This window comes from Lysinibacillus sp. 2017, assembly GCF_003073375.1.
In the GTDB taxonomy this organism is placed as follows: Bacteria; Bacillota; Bacilli; order Bacillales_A; family Planococcaceae; genus Solibacillus.
In genome coordinates, this window is record NZ_CP029002.1 from 2,507,034 (window position 1) to 2,520,206 (window position 13,173).

Annotated in this window: 17 protein-coding genes; 4 read left to right on the forward strand and 13 right to left on the reverse strand. The window is 38.2% G+C overall.

Annotation, left to right across the window (positions count from 1 at the left end; genetic code table 11):
- Nucleotides 1–158: 158 nt before the first annotated feature.
- On the forward strand, nt 159–407 hold the full coding sequence (gene rpsT, locus DCE79_RS12235; RefSeq protein ID WP_108713319.1) for a 30S ribosomal protein S20: 249 nt from the start codon (nt 159–161) through the stop codon (nt 405–407).
- Between the two features lie 125 nt (nt 408–532).
- On the opposite strand, the gene holA is transcribed toward rpsT, so the two are convergent.
- Complete coding sequence (holA, locus tag DCE79_RS12240; RefSeq protein WP_108713320.1) at nt 533–1,543, reverse strand: DNA polymerase III subunit delta; 1,011 nt, start codon at nt 1,541–1,543, stop codon at nt 533–535.
- Between the two features lie 171 nt (nt 1,544–1,714).
- Here holA and DCE79_RS12245 point away from each other — a divergent pair, with 171 nt between their 5' ends.
- Entirely contained in the window at nt 1,715–1,891 is a 177-nt protein-coding gene (locus DCE79_RS12245) for a YqzM family protein (protein WP_108713321.1), read from the forward strand.
- Between the two features lie 40 nt (nt 1,892–1,931).
- Here DCE79_RS12245 and DCE79_RS12250 read toward each other — a convergent pair whose 3' ends face one another.
- The 12 genes from DCE79_RS12250 to DCE79_RS12305 form a co-directional block, all read right to left on the reverse strand.
- Nucleotides 1,932–4,253 carry a DNA internalization-related competence protein ComEC/Rec2 gene (locus tag DCE79_RS12250; RefSeq protein ID WP_108713322.1) on the reverse strand — a complete coding sequence of 774 codons (2,322 nt, stop codon included), beginning with the start codon at nt 4,251–4,253 and terminating at the stop codon, nt 1,932–1,934.
- Nucleotides 4,222–4,797, reverse strand: a complete 576-nt coding sequence (locus DCE79_RS12255; protein ID WP_108713323.1) for a ComE operon protein 2 — start codon at nt 4,795–4,797, stop codon at nt 4,222–4,224. Before DCE79_RS12255 ends, DCE79_RS12250 begins: the two co-directional genes overlap by 32 nt.
- An 84-nt stretch (nt 4,798–4,881) precedes the next feature.
- Entirely contained in the window at nt 4,882–5,355 is a 474-nt protein-coding gene (locus DCE79_RS12260) for a helix-hairpin-helix domain-containing protein (protein ID WP_234417403.1), read from the reverse strand.
- Between the two features lie 301 nt (nt 5,356–5,656).
- Complete coding sequence (locus DCE79_RS12265; RefSeq protein WP_108713325.1) at nt 5,657–6,397, reverse strand: class I SAM-dependent DNA methyltransferase; 741 nt, start codon at nt 6,395–6,397, stop codon at nt 5,657–5,659.
- Entirely contained in the window at nt 6,387–6,746 is a 360-nt protein-coding gene (rsfS, locus tag DCE79_RS12270) for a ribosome silencing factor (protein ID WP_108713326.1), read from the reverse strand. The genes DCE79_RS12265 and rsfS overlap by 11 nt, the downstream gene beginning before the upstream one ends.
- Before the next feature lie 5 nt (nt 6,747–6,751).
- Nucleotides 6,752–7,312, reverse strand: coding sequence for a bis(5'-nucleosyl)-tetraphosphatase (symmetrical) YqeK (gene yqeK, locus DCE79_RS12275; RefSeq protein WP_108713327.1), 561 nt, complete (start codon nt 7,310–7,312; stop codon nt 6,752–6,754).
- Nucleotides 7,281–7,871 carry a nicotinate-nucleotide adenylyltransferase gene (locus DCE79_RS12280; RefSeq protein WP_108713328.1) on the reverse strand — a complete coding sequence of 197 codons (591 nt, stop codon included), beginning with the start codon at nt 7,869–7,871 and terminating at the stop codon, nt 7,281–7,283. Before DCE79_RS12280 ends, yqeK begins: the two co-directional genes overlap by 32 nt.
- Before the next feature lie 11 nt (nt 7,872–7,882).
- Entirely contained in the window at nt 7,883–8,188 is a 306-nt protein-coding gene (yhbY, locus tag DCE79_RS12285; RefSeq protein WP_108713329.1) for a ribosome assembly RNA-binding protein YhbY, read from the reverse strand.
- Between the two features lie 5 nt (nt 8,189–8,193).
- The gene (aroE, locus tag DCE79_RS12290) at nt 8,194–9,024 is read right to left on the reverse strand and encodes a shikimate dehydrogenase (protein WP_108713330.1); all 831 of its coding nucleotides are present in this window, start codon (nt 9,022–9,024) and stop codon (nt 8,194–8,196) included.
- Between the two features lie 61 nt (nt 9,025–9,085).
- Complete coding sequence (yqeH, locus tag DCE79_RS12295; protein WP_108713331.1) at nt 9,086–10,189, reverse strand: ribosome biogenesis GTPase YqeH; 1,104 nt, start codon at nt 10,187–10,189, stop codon at nt 9,086–9,088.
- Between the two features lie 50 nt (nt 10,190–10,239).
- Entirely contained in the window at nt 10,240–10,755 is a 516-nt protein-coding gene (locus tag DCE79_RS12300) for a YqeG family HAD IIIA-type phosphatase (protein WP_108713332.1), read from the reverse strand.
- Nucleotides 10,756–10,789: 34 nt separating this feature from the next.
- Nucleotides 10,790–11,572, reverse strand: a complete 783-nt coding sequence (locus DCE79_RS12305; protein WP_108713333.1) for a phosphatidylserine decarboxylase — start codon at nt 11,570–11,572, stop codon at nt 10,790–10,792.
- A gap of 210 nt (nt 11,573–11,782) precedes the next feature.
- Between DCE79_RS12305 and pssA the strand changes: the two genes are divergently transcribed.
- Both pssA and sigK read left to right on the forward strand, forming a co-directional pair.
- Nucleotides 11,783–12,322 carry a CDP-diacylglycerol--serine O-phosphatidyltransferase gene (gene pssA, locus DCE79_RS12310; protein WP_108713334.1) on the forward strand — a complete coding sequence of 180 codons (540 nt, stop codon included), beginning with the start codon at nt 11,783–11,785 and terminating at the stop codon, nt 12,320–12,322.
- Between the two features lie 79 nt (nt 12,323–12,401).
- Nucleotides 12,402–13,109 (forward strand): RNA polymerase sporulation sigma factor SigK, encoded by a 708-nt coding sequence (gene sigK, locus DCE79_RS12315; RefSeq protein ID WP_108713335.1) that lies wholly within the window; start codon nt 12,402–12,404, stop codon nt 13,107–13,109.
- The last annotated feature ends 64 nt before the right edge of the window (nt 13,110–13,173 follow it).

Sequence of the window (13,173 nt, forward strand, 5' to 3'; positions counted from 1 at the left end):
CTCCACATGAAGTTTGTTCAATCTGTCAAGTAAATATTCTTTGCATTTAAGTATTGCAATTCTTTCAATCCTTTGATAGAATGATTTTTGTTGTATTGACACATGAAATAAGTGAGAAGATACTCATCTCGTACCTAAAATCTAGGAGGTGAAAATATATGCCAAACATTAAATCTGCTATCAAACGTGTAAAAGTTAACGAAAAAGCTAACGCTTTAAACGTACAAGCTAAATCAGCTATGCGTACTACAGTTAAAAAAGCTGAACAAGCTATCGTTGCAGGTGCTGATAACGCACAAGAATTAGTAGTTGCTGCTTCTAAAGCTTTAGATAAAGCTGCTTCTAAAGGTCTTATTCACAAAAACGCGGCTTCTCGTAAAAAGTCTCGTTTAGCGAAAAAAGCTTAATTCTAACTTCTAAAGCCAACTGTTCTTAATTGAACAGTTGGCTTTTTTCGTTGTCTAACCTGAATCGTGTACAAAAGAAAAACAGCCACTGTCTATCGTATTTTAGTTAGACAGTGGCTGTTTTATTATAATTTTTTCATTAAAAACAGTTCCAAGTGGCGCTCTCGGTTACCACCTGTTGTTTTTAGTTGTAGATCGACGTCTGCTAAGCTGTAGAGTGCTTGAAGTAAACGTTGGTCAGCTGGACGGTTTTTTTGACTTAGCATAATTTGCACACGATAAGGATGTATTTTTAATTGCTTGGCGATTTGTTGTTGGTGATAGCCTTTCTTTTGCAAATAAAAAACATTCGTCATTGTGCGGATATTGTTTGCGAGTAAACCGACTAATTTAATTGGCTCTTCTTTTTGTCGAAGCAAATCATGATAAATTTTTAATGCTTCTTGTTGATTGTGATTTAAATACGCATTTAACATTTTAAACGCATCATGCTCCAATGTTTTTGCAACTAAGTCTTCGACAAGTTCCATCGTGATTTCATGGTCTTCCCCTAAATAAAGAGACATCTTCTCGATTTCCATTTGCAACTGCAGCATATTCGGGCCGACCATTTCAACAAGCTTATTCATAGCTTCTGTTGTAATCGCCTTACCGAATTTAGCCGTCTCACTTTGAATCCAAACATCTAAATCCTGATTTTGAGGTGTTTCTGCTAATAAAACGACCGATTTTTCCTTCATCAGCTTCGTTACTTTCTTTCGCTCATCTAGCTTCTCAAAAGGTGCAATAAATACCGTCACTGCCGTATCAGTTGGATTGGCCAACCAACTTTCGAGGCGCTTCACATCATGATCAATTTTTTCTTTTCCTTTTTCTGTTGCTTTTAAAAAAGAAGCATTTTTGGCTATAATTAATTTACGTTCAGTAAAAAATGGGATTGTATCGGCTTCATCGATCACATAATCAATTGGCTGTTCATTTAAATCAAATGTCATCACTTCCGCCTCTTCTTCCTTACTGAGTGCGGCCTTTAATTGTTGGATCGTTTCATCTACAAAATAGGATTCTTCCCCTACAAGTAAATAAACCGGAGCGAAATTCCCTTTTTTAAAATCTTGCCATACTTTAGTAAACATACGGGAACCTCCTTTAATATCGTAAATTCTAGTATACACATTTTTTCTTCTATTGAGAATGTGAATATTTTAAGGCAGGGAAAACCCTTACTAGATAAGGAATAATTAGGATTATATATAGCATTTTTTAGATGATTGCCTTATAATGGTTGGAGATTAGGAGGGATAATTATGGCAGGACATCAAGATCCAAATTATGTTTCTGAAAACCCATTTGAAGGCCAAGGTCGCGCACTAAAAGGCAATGACTTTGGTATCGTAGGTAACGGGTTCATCGTCGGTGGAGGCTTCTTCATCGTAATGTTCATCATTGCAATCGTAGTAGAGGTTGCAACCCGTTCTATGTAAAAACGGAACGACTCTAAATTAATTGGAGTCGCTCCGTTTTTTATTTTTGAAAGTAGGTATTTGATTTTTCTATTTGCATTTGGCCCTGTCGAATTTTCACTTCTACCGTCCCTTCATAGCCAGTCGTCACATAAGGAATATTCCGTTGTTCAAAACGGTTGACCACATCAATATGTGGATGATTATAACGATTATTCTCACCGGCCATAAAAACAACAAGGCGTGGGCTTGTTAATGCGACGAATTCCTCGATACTTGACGTTTTACTTCCATGGTGCCCCGCCTTTAACAAATGAACATTTTGCAGTAAATCTGGATACAACTTCACCAGCTCTGCCTCTCCTTCTTTTTCTAAATCACCAGTGAAAAGCGCTTTAAACCCTTCTTGCTGCACGAGTAACACGAGCGAATCATTATTGCCTCCATATTCCGTTTCATGCGGCCATAAATAACGAAATTCCACATCGCCCACTTGCCACTCATGACCAACCATTCGTTCTTTGACAATTGTTTTCGTATGCTTCAATTCATCTAAAAAGTCATTCATCACAGCTTTTTCAAGTGAGTTTGGCGTGACATGGACTTCCTTTACCCTTACTTCTCGCAACACTTCTTCCGCGCCTTCTACATGATCCGCATCGGCATGCGTTAATATAAAAAGGTCCATTTTTTGAATCCCTCTGCCCTTTAAGTAAGGTACAACGACCTGTCTCCCCACTTCATAAGGGGTCCTACGTTCCTTCCACTTATCCTGGTCAAAACGCAGTAACCCTCCTGCATCAATAACGATTACTTGTCGGCGATATGGAAGTTCTATAACGACACAATCCCCTTGTCCCACATTGACAAAAGCAATTTGCAAATCTTTGTGTGTATACGTATGAAAATGAAAGACGATCGCAGGAACAAGCAATATTACGATAACTTTTTTTATATTCGCAGCTTGATCCAGTAAATAAAATGTCACAAACACACTACCATAAAGAACAAGAAGCCAAAATATCGACGGCCTTCCAGGATTCCACATTTGCACGATCGGTTGTTGAAGAATAATAATAGCCTTTGTCAAACCTGTACGAAGGGGTTCATAAATTGCAAAAAGGAGGGTATCAATAGGAAATGGGATATAAGTTAGAGCCAATAGCAGTAAATTGATTGGTAAAATAACAAAGGAGAATAGAGGGACAAAGAAGATATTGGCTAAAAAGGAGGACAAACTAATCTCATAAAAGTGGAATAATAACAGAGGATACACAAGAATTTGACAAACGAAGGTTATAAAAAAAGATTGCAACCACCAATTTGAGTAACGCGATAAAATACGACCAGAATACACTAAGCTATACGTGGCTAAATACGACAATTGAAAGCCCACTTGAAAAATCGCACCTGGTTCTAATAGGACAAAGAAAATAAAACTTAGTGATAAGGCATCGTCCATAGGTATCTTAAGACGAAAATATTGTGCCAGCATGATAAACTCCACCACACTAACTGCACGCCAAATAGAGGGTGCACCGCCCGCTAAAACGGCATACATAGGTAAAACGACGAGAAGTAATAGGTTTGCAAGTTCTCGACGTACCCCTATTCTTAATAAAAGTTGAAAAAATAACACAGATACGAGTGCAACATGTAAACCTGAAATCGCAAATAAATGCGTAATGCCTAGCTTTTGATAGGCACGATTTAACTCATCATCCACATTTTCTTGTAAGCCAATTAATAAGGCTTGCGCTTCTGCAACAAGAGAAGGTGGAAAAGTTCGTTCAATATGTTCTTTCATTTTAAAACGCTGGTCATAAAGTGGCTGCAATATTGTTTTTTGCTTAACTAAAAATTGAAGGGAGGAAATTTCAATAATACCACGCGCGTTTTTACTTTCTAAATAACGAGCCATAGAAAAGCCGTAGCGATGTGCAGGAGGAGACGGGGGTACTTGTTCACCGAAGACCTCAAAACGCATACCAGCGAGTTGCTGTGCCTCATAATAACGCTTTTCATGTTCACTATTGAATTGATAGGTCACATAAAGCTTCTCATTTTTTTCATCCTTCATAAATCCACGTAGCGTGACACCGTTAATTTTATATTCATCCGTCCAAATTAGCTCTGTCGGGAACGTAACAGGCTCATCTAACTTTTTCACTTCGTAACTAAAATAACTAAACGACATAACGCTAATAACAGTTAAAAGAATCAAATGACCTTTCCACATTTTTTTATAGAAGCCAAAAAGGATAAGTAACCCAAGTAATAATAATAAAAGCCTTACCGATTCAAAGGCAGCAAGCGCGCTAATTAAAATCGATAAGGCATAATAAATCCAATTATGCTTGAATAAGTTGACCAAATAAAGCATGCATCTTCTCCTCAAGTGGGAGCAATTCTTCCCTACTTGCGCCAAGTTCGCGTAGCTTTTGCAGCATTTCAAATGTTAATGCGTACTTTTCATCCTTTAAAAAATCAATTTTCGCTTCATCAAATGGAATATGTACGACATTAACATTCGCCTTTTTAAACAACTCCATCGCGTACAGATTGTTTTTATAATCTTTTGCGTAATACACATTTTTAATCCCAGCTTGGATAATTGTTTTCGTACAAGGTAAACAAGGAAAATGTGTGACATAAAGATCTGCGCCGTTCGCTGGAGTTCCGTATTTTGCGCATTGCAGTAAGGCATTTGTTTCAGCATGAACGGTTCTAACACAATGATTGTCGATCACATAGCACCCTTGTTCGTTACAGTGCTCGTCACCTGAAATAGACCCGTTATAACCGCCTGCAATAATACGTTTTTCACGAACAATTGTTGATCCTACAGCTAATCGTGAACATGTGCTTCGTAGGGCAAGTAAATGACTTTGTGCCATGAAAAATTGATCCCAAGTAATACGCTCCATATGATAACCCCCAAAATTTGATTCACTTTTAGTTTAAACGTAGTTGTTATGAATCGCAATGTAAGATATTTCAGAAATCTCTCGTTATTTCACATCAATTAAATCTTTTAACTGCTCAAATGTTTTTTCACCTATACCAGTTACTTTTTTTAAATCTTCAATTACTTGAAACTGCCCTTGTTCTGTGCGGTATTGAATAATAGCCTTTGCTTTCGACGGACCAACTCCTGGCAGCTGTGTTAAACCATTTTCATCTGCTTGGTTTAAGTTGATTTTGCCAGATTTAGAAGAGCCGCTAGAGGAAGTCGTGGTTTGCGGTACCTGTACCAACTGTTCGATTGTTTCACTTATCTCCTCACCTATTTTCGGAATATAAATGACCATCTCATCTTGCAACTTTTGTGCATGATTAATTATAGAAGGATTTGCTTGATCGATGTAACCACCAGCAAGTTCAATAGCATCAACAATTCGTTGCCCATCTTCAAGCGTGTAAACGCCTGGATAGCGAACAGCACCCTTCACATCAACTACTATAGATTGCGGTGAGCTATCCACCAAAGGTTGTTCAATTTCAGGTACAGGGTCCGTAGCTGCGAATGTAGAAATGGTATCAATCGTTTCTATTGAGGATTGTTCAGGGGAATCTTGTATAAAGAAGAAATAAACGAGGAAGGCTATTCCAATACTACCAGGGATGAGTAGTTGTTTTCCGTACTTTTCTAGAAATGAAAGAATAAAAAAACACCCTTTCGATCAAGATGGTTTTATATATGGAGCTTACCTCCACTATACAAAGTTCCTATCTTAATGAAAAGATGTTTCGTTCAAAATCGCCGAAAGTTTCTTTTTCAGCTATTTACTTTACAGCGCGAATAAAGATACGTTCGTTTTCTTCAGACGGTGCTTCCGTCGTCCAGTCCGCTGTTATCTCAACTTGTGAGAAGCCAATTTCTTTTAGCCACTTTTCAAATTGTGTATACACAAATGTACGTTGGAAATGTTCTTCGTCAAAACGTTCAAATAAGCCATTTGCTGTTTGAACGAAAAACGTCATTTGATGATAAACCGAATGCTCGAATTCGCCTTGTTCTGTATGCCACACATACGTAATTTCTCCGTCATCATACGTAAATGGACCATCTAAAAAGATTTCGTCCATTTTGAAAAGTGAGTGAACATCAAAAAATAGTTGTCCCCCATTACGAAGGCTGCCATAAATACGTTTTAATGTTTCTACAACATTTGCTTCTTCTTTTACGTAATTGATTGAATCAATCGGAATTATGGCAACATCTAAATTATCAAAACCGTCTAGCTCATCCATTGACATCGCATAGAGCGGAATCGATACACCAGCTGCACCCAGACGACTGCTTGCGATGGCTAGCATCTCTTCGGATAGATCAATACCCGAAACATCATAGCCTGCTTGATGCAACATAAACGCTAACGTCCCTGTCCCACAGCCAATGTCTAGAAGCTTTGGAAACCCAGTTGCAGGCGCATGCGATTGAACCCACTGAACATATTCATCATATGGAATATCAGTCATTAGCTCATCGTATACTTCCGCAAAACGGTGATAACTATTCGTCATCTTCTTCTAATTGTGGTGCGTCTAATTGCGGTGCATCTCCCCATAAACGCTCTAAGTTATAGTAAGCACGCTCGTCTTTGTGGAAAATGTGTGCAACAACATCGCCCATATCAACTAAAATCCAACGCGCTGTATCTAGACCTTCTAATTTACGAACTTCAAAGCCAGCTTCTTCAGCTTGAGCTTTAATTTCACGCGCAATCGCTTGCACTTGGCGCTCTGAGCTACCTTCTGCAATAACGAAATAATCTGCTAAAAGTGAAATACCTTGCATATTTAATACAATGATATCTTCGCCTCGCTTGTCATCGATTGCTTTGTACGTAAGATTTAATAAAGTTTCATTCATGTATGTTAATCCTCTCTCATTAGGCTATTGTAGCAGTCGATTGATACTGGGTAGATGGCTTGTTCAGAAGCGATTAAAAAGCTTAAAGTGTGCAATACGCAAGCGCGAAATGCCTCATCTAAATCTTTTTTCACTAAAGTTCTTAGCACCTCTACTCCTTCAAACTTTCTGTTCGGTTCAATCATGTCTGCTACATAGATTATTTTTTCAAATTTTGTCATGTTCGCGCGTCCCGTTGTATGATGACGAATCGCATTTAACATGTTTTCGTCCTCAACGCCAAATTCAGTTTGTGCAATCCATGCGCCAACTGGTCCGTGTAATATTTCTGCATCCCAATCAAGCAAACGCTTATCAAGCTTTTGTTCGATTACAATCCGTTTCATCCAATCTACATCTGCAAATTTCGCAACATCATGTAAAATCGCTGCGACTTCAGCCTTTTTAGGATCTTCTCCGTATGCTTTTGCTAATGTAATTGCTGTTTCCATCACGCCAATAGTATGAATATAGCGTTTCTCAGGCATACGACCTTTAATGGCCGCGAGTAATTTTTGTCGCTCCATAAAGACCTTCCTTTCGGATATAGCTTTCTACAGTAAGTGGCAATAAAAACTGCAATGGTCCTGTTTGCTGTAATCGTTTTCGAATAAAGGTTGAAGAAAGATTGATTTCTGGCGCCTCTACCATCTGCACATTGTATGAAGTTTTCGCTTTTGAACCAGGACGCTTCACACCAACAAAGTGAACGAGCTCCATTAGTTCATCAATACGATACCACGTATGAAGGGAATCAATCATGTCGCCACCGATGATAAAATAAAATTCCACATCTGGCTCATGTTCACGCATTGCCTTCATCGTGTCATAAGTATATGATACACCACCACGTTCCATTTCAAAGCGTTCCACTTTAAAATAAGAGATGCCTTCGATGGCAAGCTCTACCATCTGAAGACGCTGTTCATTCGTAGCTGATGCTGAAGTTTCCTTATGTGGAGCCGTTGCATTTGGCATAAAACGAACTTCCGCAAGATCGAGTGCTGCATAAACTTCATTTGCCATAATTAAATGTCCAATGTGCACGGGGTTAAATGTTCCGCCAAAAAGACCAACCTTCTTCATCACAATTCACCTTACTTCGTAGCAACTTTTGGTAATACGATTTTTTTGTTATTGCGAGATTCTTTATATAAAACAACTGTTAAGCCGATTAATTGTACAAGCTCAGCGCGAGTGCCTTCCGCTAGGCTTTGTGCTACTTCACGTTTGTCATCTTCACAGTTATCTAAAATACGAACTTTAATTAGTTCGCGAGCTTCTAATACATTGCGTAATTGAGCAATCATTGCATCATTTACGCCACCTTTACCAACTTGGAAGATTGGATCTAAGTGATGTGCTTCAGCACGTAAAAAACGTTTTTGTTTACCTGTTAACATAAAATTTAATTTCCTCCTAATTGCTTCGTTAAGCGAGCAATCATTACATTTGTATTTGGGTAGTCACCTAACCAATATTGGTAGGCAATGGCCCCTTGATGAACGAACATACCTAAGCCATTCACAATGGTAGCGCCTTTTTGCTCAGCCGCCTGCAAAAATGGCGTCATTAATGGATTATACACAATATCTGCTGCAATTGCGCCTGTTGGGAACTTTTCAAGCGAAAATGGCAATGCAAAGTTCCCTGTTGACATACCTGCAGGCGTTGTCTGAATAAAAATTTTGTAGCTCATTAAATTTTGCTCAGCCTGCTGCATTGAAATCCCGTTTCCAGTACCTAATTCAGCGATAATTTGCTGAGCCTTTTCAACAGTACGGTTGGCAATTGTTATATTGCGATAGCCTGCTAGTTGAAGAGCAAAGGCAATCCCACGTGCAGCACCACCCGCACCAATGATTAAAACATGCTCATCACGACAAGTTGTCCCAATGACGTTTTCCAAAGATTTTACAAAGCCTGGGCCGTCTGTATTATAGCCTTTAAGTTTGCCTTCTGCTGTGCGGACAACGGTATTCACCGCACCCATTTTAGCAGCAAGTTCATCTAATTCGTCCAAAAACGGAATAATCGTTTGTTTATGTGGAATTGTCACGTTCCAACCACTAGCACCTAGCAGCTTGAACGATTCAACTGCCTGTTGTAATTGCTCAGGCTTTACATGAATTGGGATATATGTTGCATCCACGTTGTCTTCTTCATACCATGCATTGTGCATTTCTGGAGATTTTGATTGTGCAATTGGATCTCCTATAACCGCAAACCACTTTTTCATCGAAATAGTTCCTTCTTTCATGTTATAGCCATTGATTATGCAACCTAATATCTAGTTAAAATTAAATCAATGATGGGCGGATGAATACTTCTACGCCTTTTGGTGCATAAGCCGCTACGACTACATTAGCGTTTTGTACAGTAATCCAACCTAGACCTGAGAAAACGACATCCATTTTATCTTCTTTAATTGAGAACTCGCGACGAACTAGTTCTGGCATTTTATCAATATGTGCAGCAGTTGGAGGTGCTAATAGCTCCCCTTTGTGCTCTGCATATAACGAATCCGCGCGCTCTAGTTTTGTACGGTGAATTGGTAAATCATTCGCCACATGTACCGTAAACGCTGCTCGCTCACCTTGAATGAAATCAAAACGTGCTAATGCACCGATAAATAATGTTTGACCAGCATTTTGCTGGTATACTCTCGGCTTCAATTCTTTTTTCGGCATAATATATTTTAATTCGCTTGAATCAATATGGTGTGCCATTTGGTGATGATTAATAATCCCTGGTGTGTCAAAAAGTGATGAACCATCGTCTAGTGGAATACCAATCATGTCTAATGTTGTACCTGGGAAATGAGATGTTGTAATCACTTCGCCTTCGCCTGTTGCTTGTTTAATAATGCGGTTAATGAACGTAGATTTCCCTACATTCGTACAACCTACAACATAAACATCTTGTCCTTTTCGATATTCTTCAATCGCCTCTACAACTTCAGCCATGCCCATTCCTTTATGTGCAGAAACAAGCTTCACGTCAATTGGTTTTAAGCCTAACGATTTTGCTTCACGTTTTAACCAGTTGATTACTTTCTTTTCCTTCACCGATTTCGGTAAAAGATCTGCTTTATTCGCAACTAAAAGTACTGGGTTATTCCCTACAAATCGGTGTAAACCAGGTAACCAGCTGCCGTTAAAGTCAAAGATGTCGACGATTTTAACGATAAGACCTTGCTGCTCTCCAAGACCATTTAAAATACGTAAAAAATCATCATCCGTTAAGCTAACTGGTTGAATTTCATTGTAATTTTTTAAGCGGAAACAACGTTGGCAAATAATCGTTTCCTTTTCTAGAGAAGATGCAGGTGCATAACCTAGCCCCTGTTTGTCTTCTGTTTGGATCAGTGCTCCACAGCCAATACATTGTGGCATTTCATTCATAAAAAAAATTCCTCCTAACTATTTCGCACACTATTGTGCAACACTTGGTACTATTGTTCCCAAGGATATTGACCTTTTCGTTTCAAATCGTTGTAAACACGACGTTCAACAAAACGATTAAATTTTGTGACTAAGCCATCTGAATCGGCAACGGGACGCACTAAAAACGTATATAACTTTTGACGTTTTGCACCCATGATATCCGTTAATAGCTGATCTCCTAGCATGGCAACTTCATTGCGACGTAAACGTAACTGTACAAGCGCCGCATAATATGCCCCGCCTAATGGTTTTTTTGCACGAAAAATAAACGGAATTCCGTGTGGTTCTGCAAATTTACGCACACGTTCCTCATTATTATTTGAAGCAATAATAATCTTAATGCCCGCTTCACGCATCATATCAAACCATGCCACTAAATCTTCCGTTGCATCTGAACGATCCCATTCCACTAACGTATTATCTAAATCGGTAATAATACCTTTAATGCCTAATTCATTTAGTTTTTCAGGTGTAATTTCAAACACACTGTTCACAAATTCATTTGGTAATAAAAAGTTATACAAATTCGTAGCCCCTTACTCAAAATTTATTTCTTTATTATAACATAGTAGCAAAGGCTTCTCCCATTTTTATCATCGTGCCACGAATGACTCGCTCATTGAATTTTATGGCATCATCTTCAAATAACATAACAACAGTCGAACCAAAAGCGAAGTACCCGACTTCTTCTCCTTTAAGCCATTTTTTCGTTGTATTCGTTAACTTGATTGAATTGACAAATGTCGCACCCACTTTAATAAACGCTGTCATGTGCGTGTCATCATATTCAATTTCACTAACCATACGATAGTTATGACTTATCGGTTTTTTGCCATATTGCAATCCTAATTGGTTCACTGGATACGATTTTTGTCCTAATACATACTGATGTCGAAGAAAACCATCAATTGGACTATGAATACGATGATAATCTGCTGGGCTTAAATAAAATACAATATATTGGCCATTTTCATAACGTTTAGCTTGCGAATCACTTCCCAATAAGTCAACAATTGAATACGGTTTATTTTTTACGACAAACGTCATGCCATCCTCAATTTTTCCGAATGCTTCTATTTTCCCATCAACAGGACTCGTAAATATATTCACTCGCATATCCACTTTTCGTACGTCCTCTTTTAATTGGCGAACAAAGAAATCATGCAAACTTAAAAATTGCTCGGGAGATTTTGAAACTTCCTTTAAGTTGATTCCGTATATATTACTATAACTACGAATAAATTTTTTACTTACAGCAGATTGTGCCGTGCGTTGTAAAATTTTCGAAGAGATTTTTCCATTTGAAAGTTCGATTAAGCTTTGATATAATTTTTCTTTCATCCATGGACCTCCAATAGTCTAAATAAGCTTTTATAAGCCTTATTAATATTGCCACTTTTTTCTTATTTCACCCTTTATCGAAGGTGGGATAAAGATAAATTATATAATGGATAATCGTTCATGGAAAGGTCTTATTAGATTTTAACTACTACCTTTTTTAAAATTTAGAAGTATAATAGAATATAGCGGATTAAGCAAAGGAGTGTTCTAATGTTTTTACTTCAAAAAGTTGATTCAACAGTAAAAAAAATAAAATCTAACGCAGCAAATATTATTACAATTTCGAATATGTCATTTGGTGGCGCAGCTATTATGGCCACACTTAATGAATCATATAGCTACGGTGTCTTATTAATTTTCATCGCTGCATTTTTAGATCGCTACGACGGAAAAGTAGCTCGCAAATTCAATCAAGAATCGGAGCTTGGTAAACAACTCGATTCAATGGCAGACATTATTTCATTTGGTGTTGCGCCCGCGTTACTAATGTATGAAGTTGCACTTATCGACGGTGGCGTAACTGCCATGATGATGCCAGTACTATTTATTGCAGCAGGGGCTTTACGTTTAGCACGATTTAACGTCATGGATTCTAACGGTTATTTTGTTGGGCTGCCAATTACCGCAGCAGGTACATTACTTACGTTCTCATATTTCTTTACCAACATGTTATCCGTAACTTTTTACATGATCTTATTCCCAGTATTAGCTTTTCTAATGATTAGTACATTCACACTAAAGAAAGTGTAAGAGCGATTCGTCTCTTACACTTTTTTTCATTTCCACTAAATTGTTGTCATATACTGTCGAAAAAGAAAGGATGTTTCGCTTGAGCGGTATGTTCACTTCTATGTTGCAGATTTGGCTTGAACTCCCCGCTTTAATAGGCTATTTAAAAGGCCAAACTTTTTATAATCCACTTTCTCGAGAAGATGAAGCAAAAGTGATTGCACGCTATATGGAAGGTGATGAACAAGCGCGCATTGAATTAATCGAACATAATATGCGATTAGTTGCGCATGTCGTAAAAAAATTCCATCCCCCTCATGAATTATTAGATGATTATATTTCCATTGGCACCATCGGCTTAATGAAAGCTGTAAGTAGCTTTACGCCAGAGAAAAAAACACGTCTTGCTACGTATGCTGCACGCTGTATTGAAAATGAAATCCTCATGCATTTGCGCGTTCAAAAAAAGGTCCAAAAAGATGTTTCACTTTTTGAGCCCATTGGCACTGATAAAGACGGTCAATCCTTACAAATTCGAGATTTGTTGCAACTGGAAGAACCTTCCGCAATGGAACATATCGAACAAAAGGAGCATTTCGATGAGCTGTATCGCTATTTGAATACATTAGACCCAAGAGAGCTCGAAATTATTTCCTACCGTTACGGACTTCAGAATGCTGATCCACTCACGCAAAAAGAAATTGCGCAGCTGTTAAATATTTCACGTAGTTACGTGTCACGCATCGAAAAACGTGCACTCATAAAGCTGTATCAACAATTTAAGCATAACGAACATGCGCAACAATAAAAGAGGTGCCTTGTAAGTAGATTTACTCACAAAACACCCTGCTTATTTGTTCAATATGGAAAAA

Excerpts from the sequence above, each read along its gene's own strand:
- rpsT (WP_108713319.1), top strand. The coding sequence starts at position 159 with ATGCCAAACATTAAATCTGCTATCAAACGTGTAAAAGTTAACGAAAAA.
- holA (WP_108713320.1), bottom strand. The coding sequence starts at position 1,543 with ATGTTTACTAAAGTATGGCAAGATTTTAAAAAAGGGAATTTCGCTCCG.
- DCE79_RS12245 (WP_108713321.1), top strand. The coding sequence starts at position 1,715 with ATGGCAGGACATCAAGATCCAAATTATGTTTCTGAAAACCCATTTGAA.
- DCE79_RS12250 (WP_108713322.1), bottom strand. The coding sequence starts at position 4,253 with ATGCTTTATTTGGTCAACTTATTCAAGCATAATTGGATTTATTATGCC.
- DCE79_RS12255 (WP_108713323.1), bottom strand. The coding sequence starts at position 4,797 with ATGGAGCGTATTACTTGGGATCAATTTTTCATGGCACAAAGTCATTTA.
- DCE79_RS12265 (WP_108713325.1), bottom strand. The coding sequence starts at position 6,397 with ATGACGAATAGTTATCACCGTTTTGCGGAAGTATACGATGAGCTAATG.
- rsfS (WP_108713326.1), bottom strand. The coding sequence starts at position 6,746 with ATGAATGAAACTTTATTAAATCTTACGTACAAAGCAATCGATGACAAG.
- yqeK (WP_108713327.1), bottom strand. The coding sequence starts at position 7,312 with ATGGAGCGACAAAAATTACTCGCGGCCATTAAAGGTCGTATGCCTGAG.
- DCE79_RS12280 (WP_108713328.1), bottom strand. The coding sequence starts at position 7,871 with ATGAAGAAGGTTGGTCTTTTTGGCGGAACATTTAACCCCGTGCACATT.
- yhbY (WP_108713329.1), bottom strand. The coding sequence starts at position 8,188 with ATGTTAACAGGTAAACAAAAACGTTTTTTACGTGCTGAAGCACATCAC.
- aroE (WP_108713330.1), bottom strand. The coding sequence starts at position 9,024 with ATGAAAAAGTGGTTTGCGGTTATAGGAGATCCAATTGCACAATCAAAA.
- yqeH (WP_108713331.1), bottom strand. The coding sequence starts at position 10,189 with ATGAATGAAATGCCACAATGTATTGGCTGTGGAGCACTGATCCAAACA.
- DCE79_RS12305 (WP_108713333.1), bottom strand. The coding sequence starts at position 11,572 with ATGAAAGAAAAATTATATCAAAGCTTAATCGAACTTTCAAATGGAAAA.
- pssA (WP_108713334.1), top strand. The coding sequence starts at position 11,783 with ATGTTTTTACTTCAAAAAGTTGATTCAACAGTAAAAAAAATAAAATCT.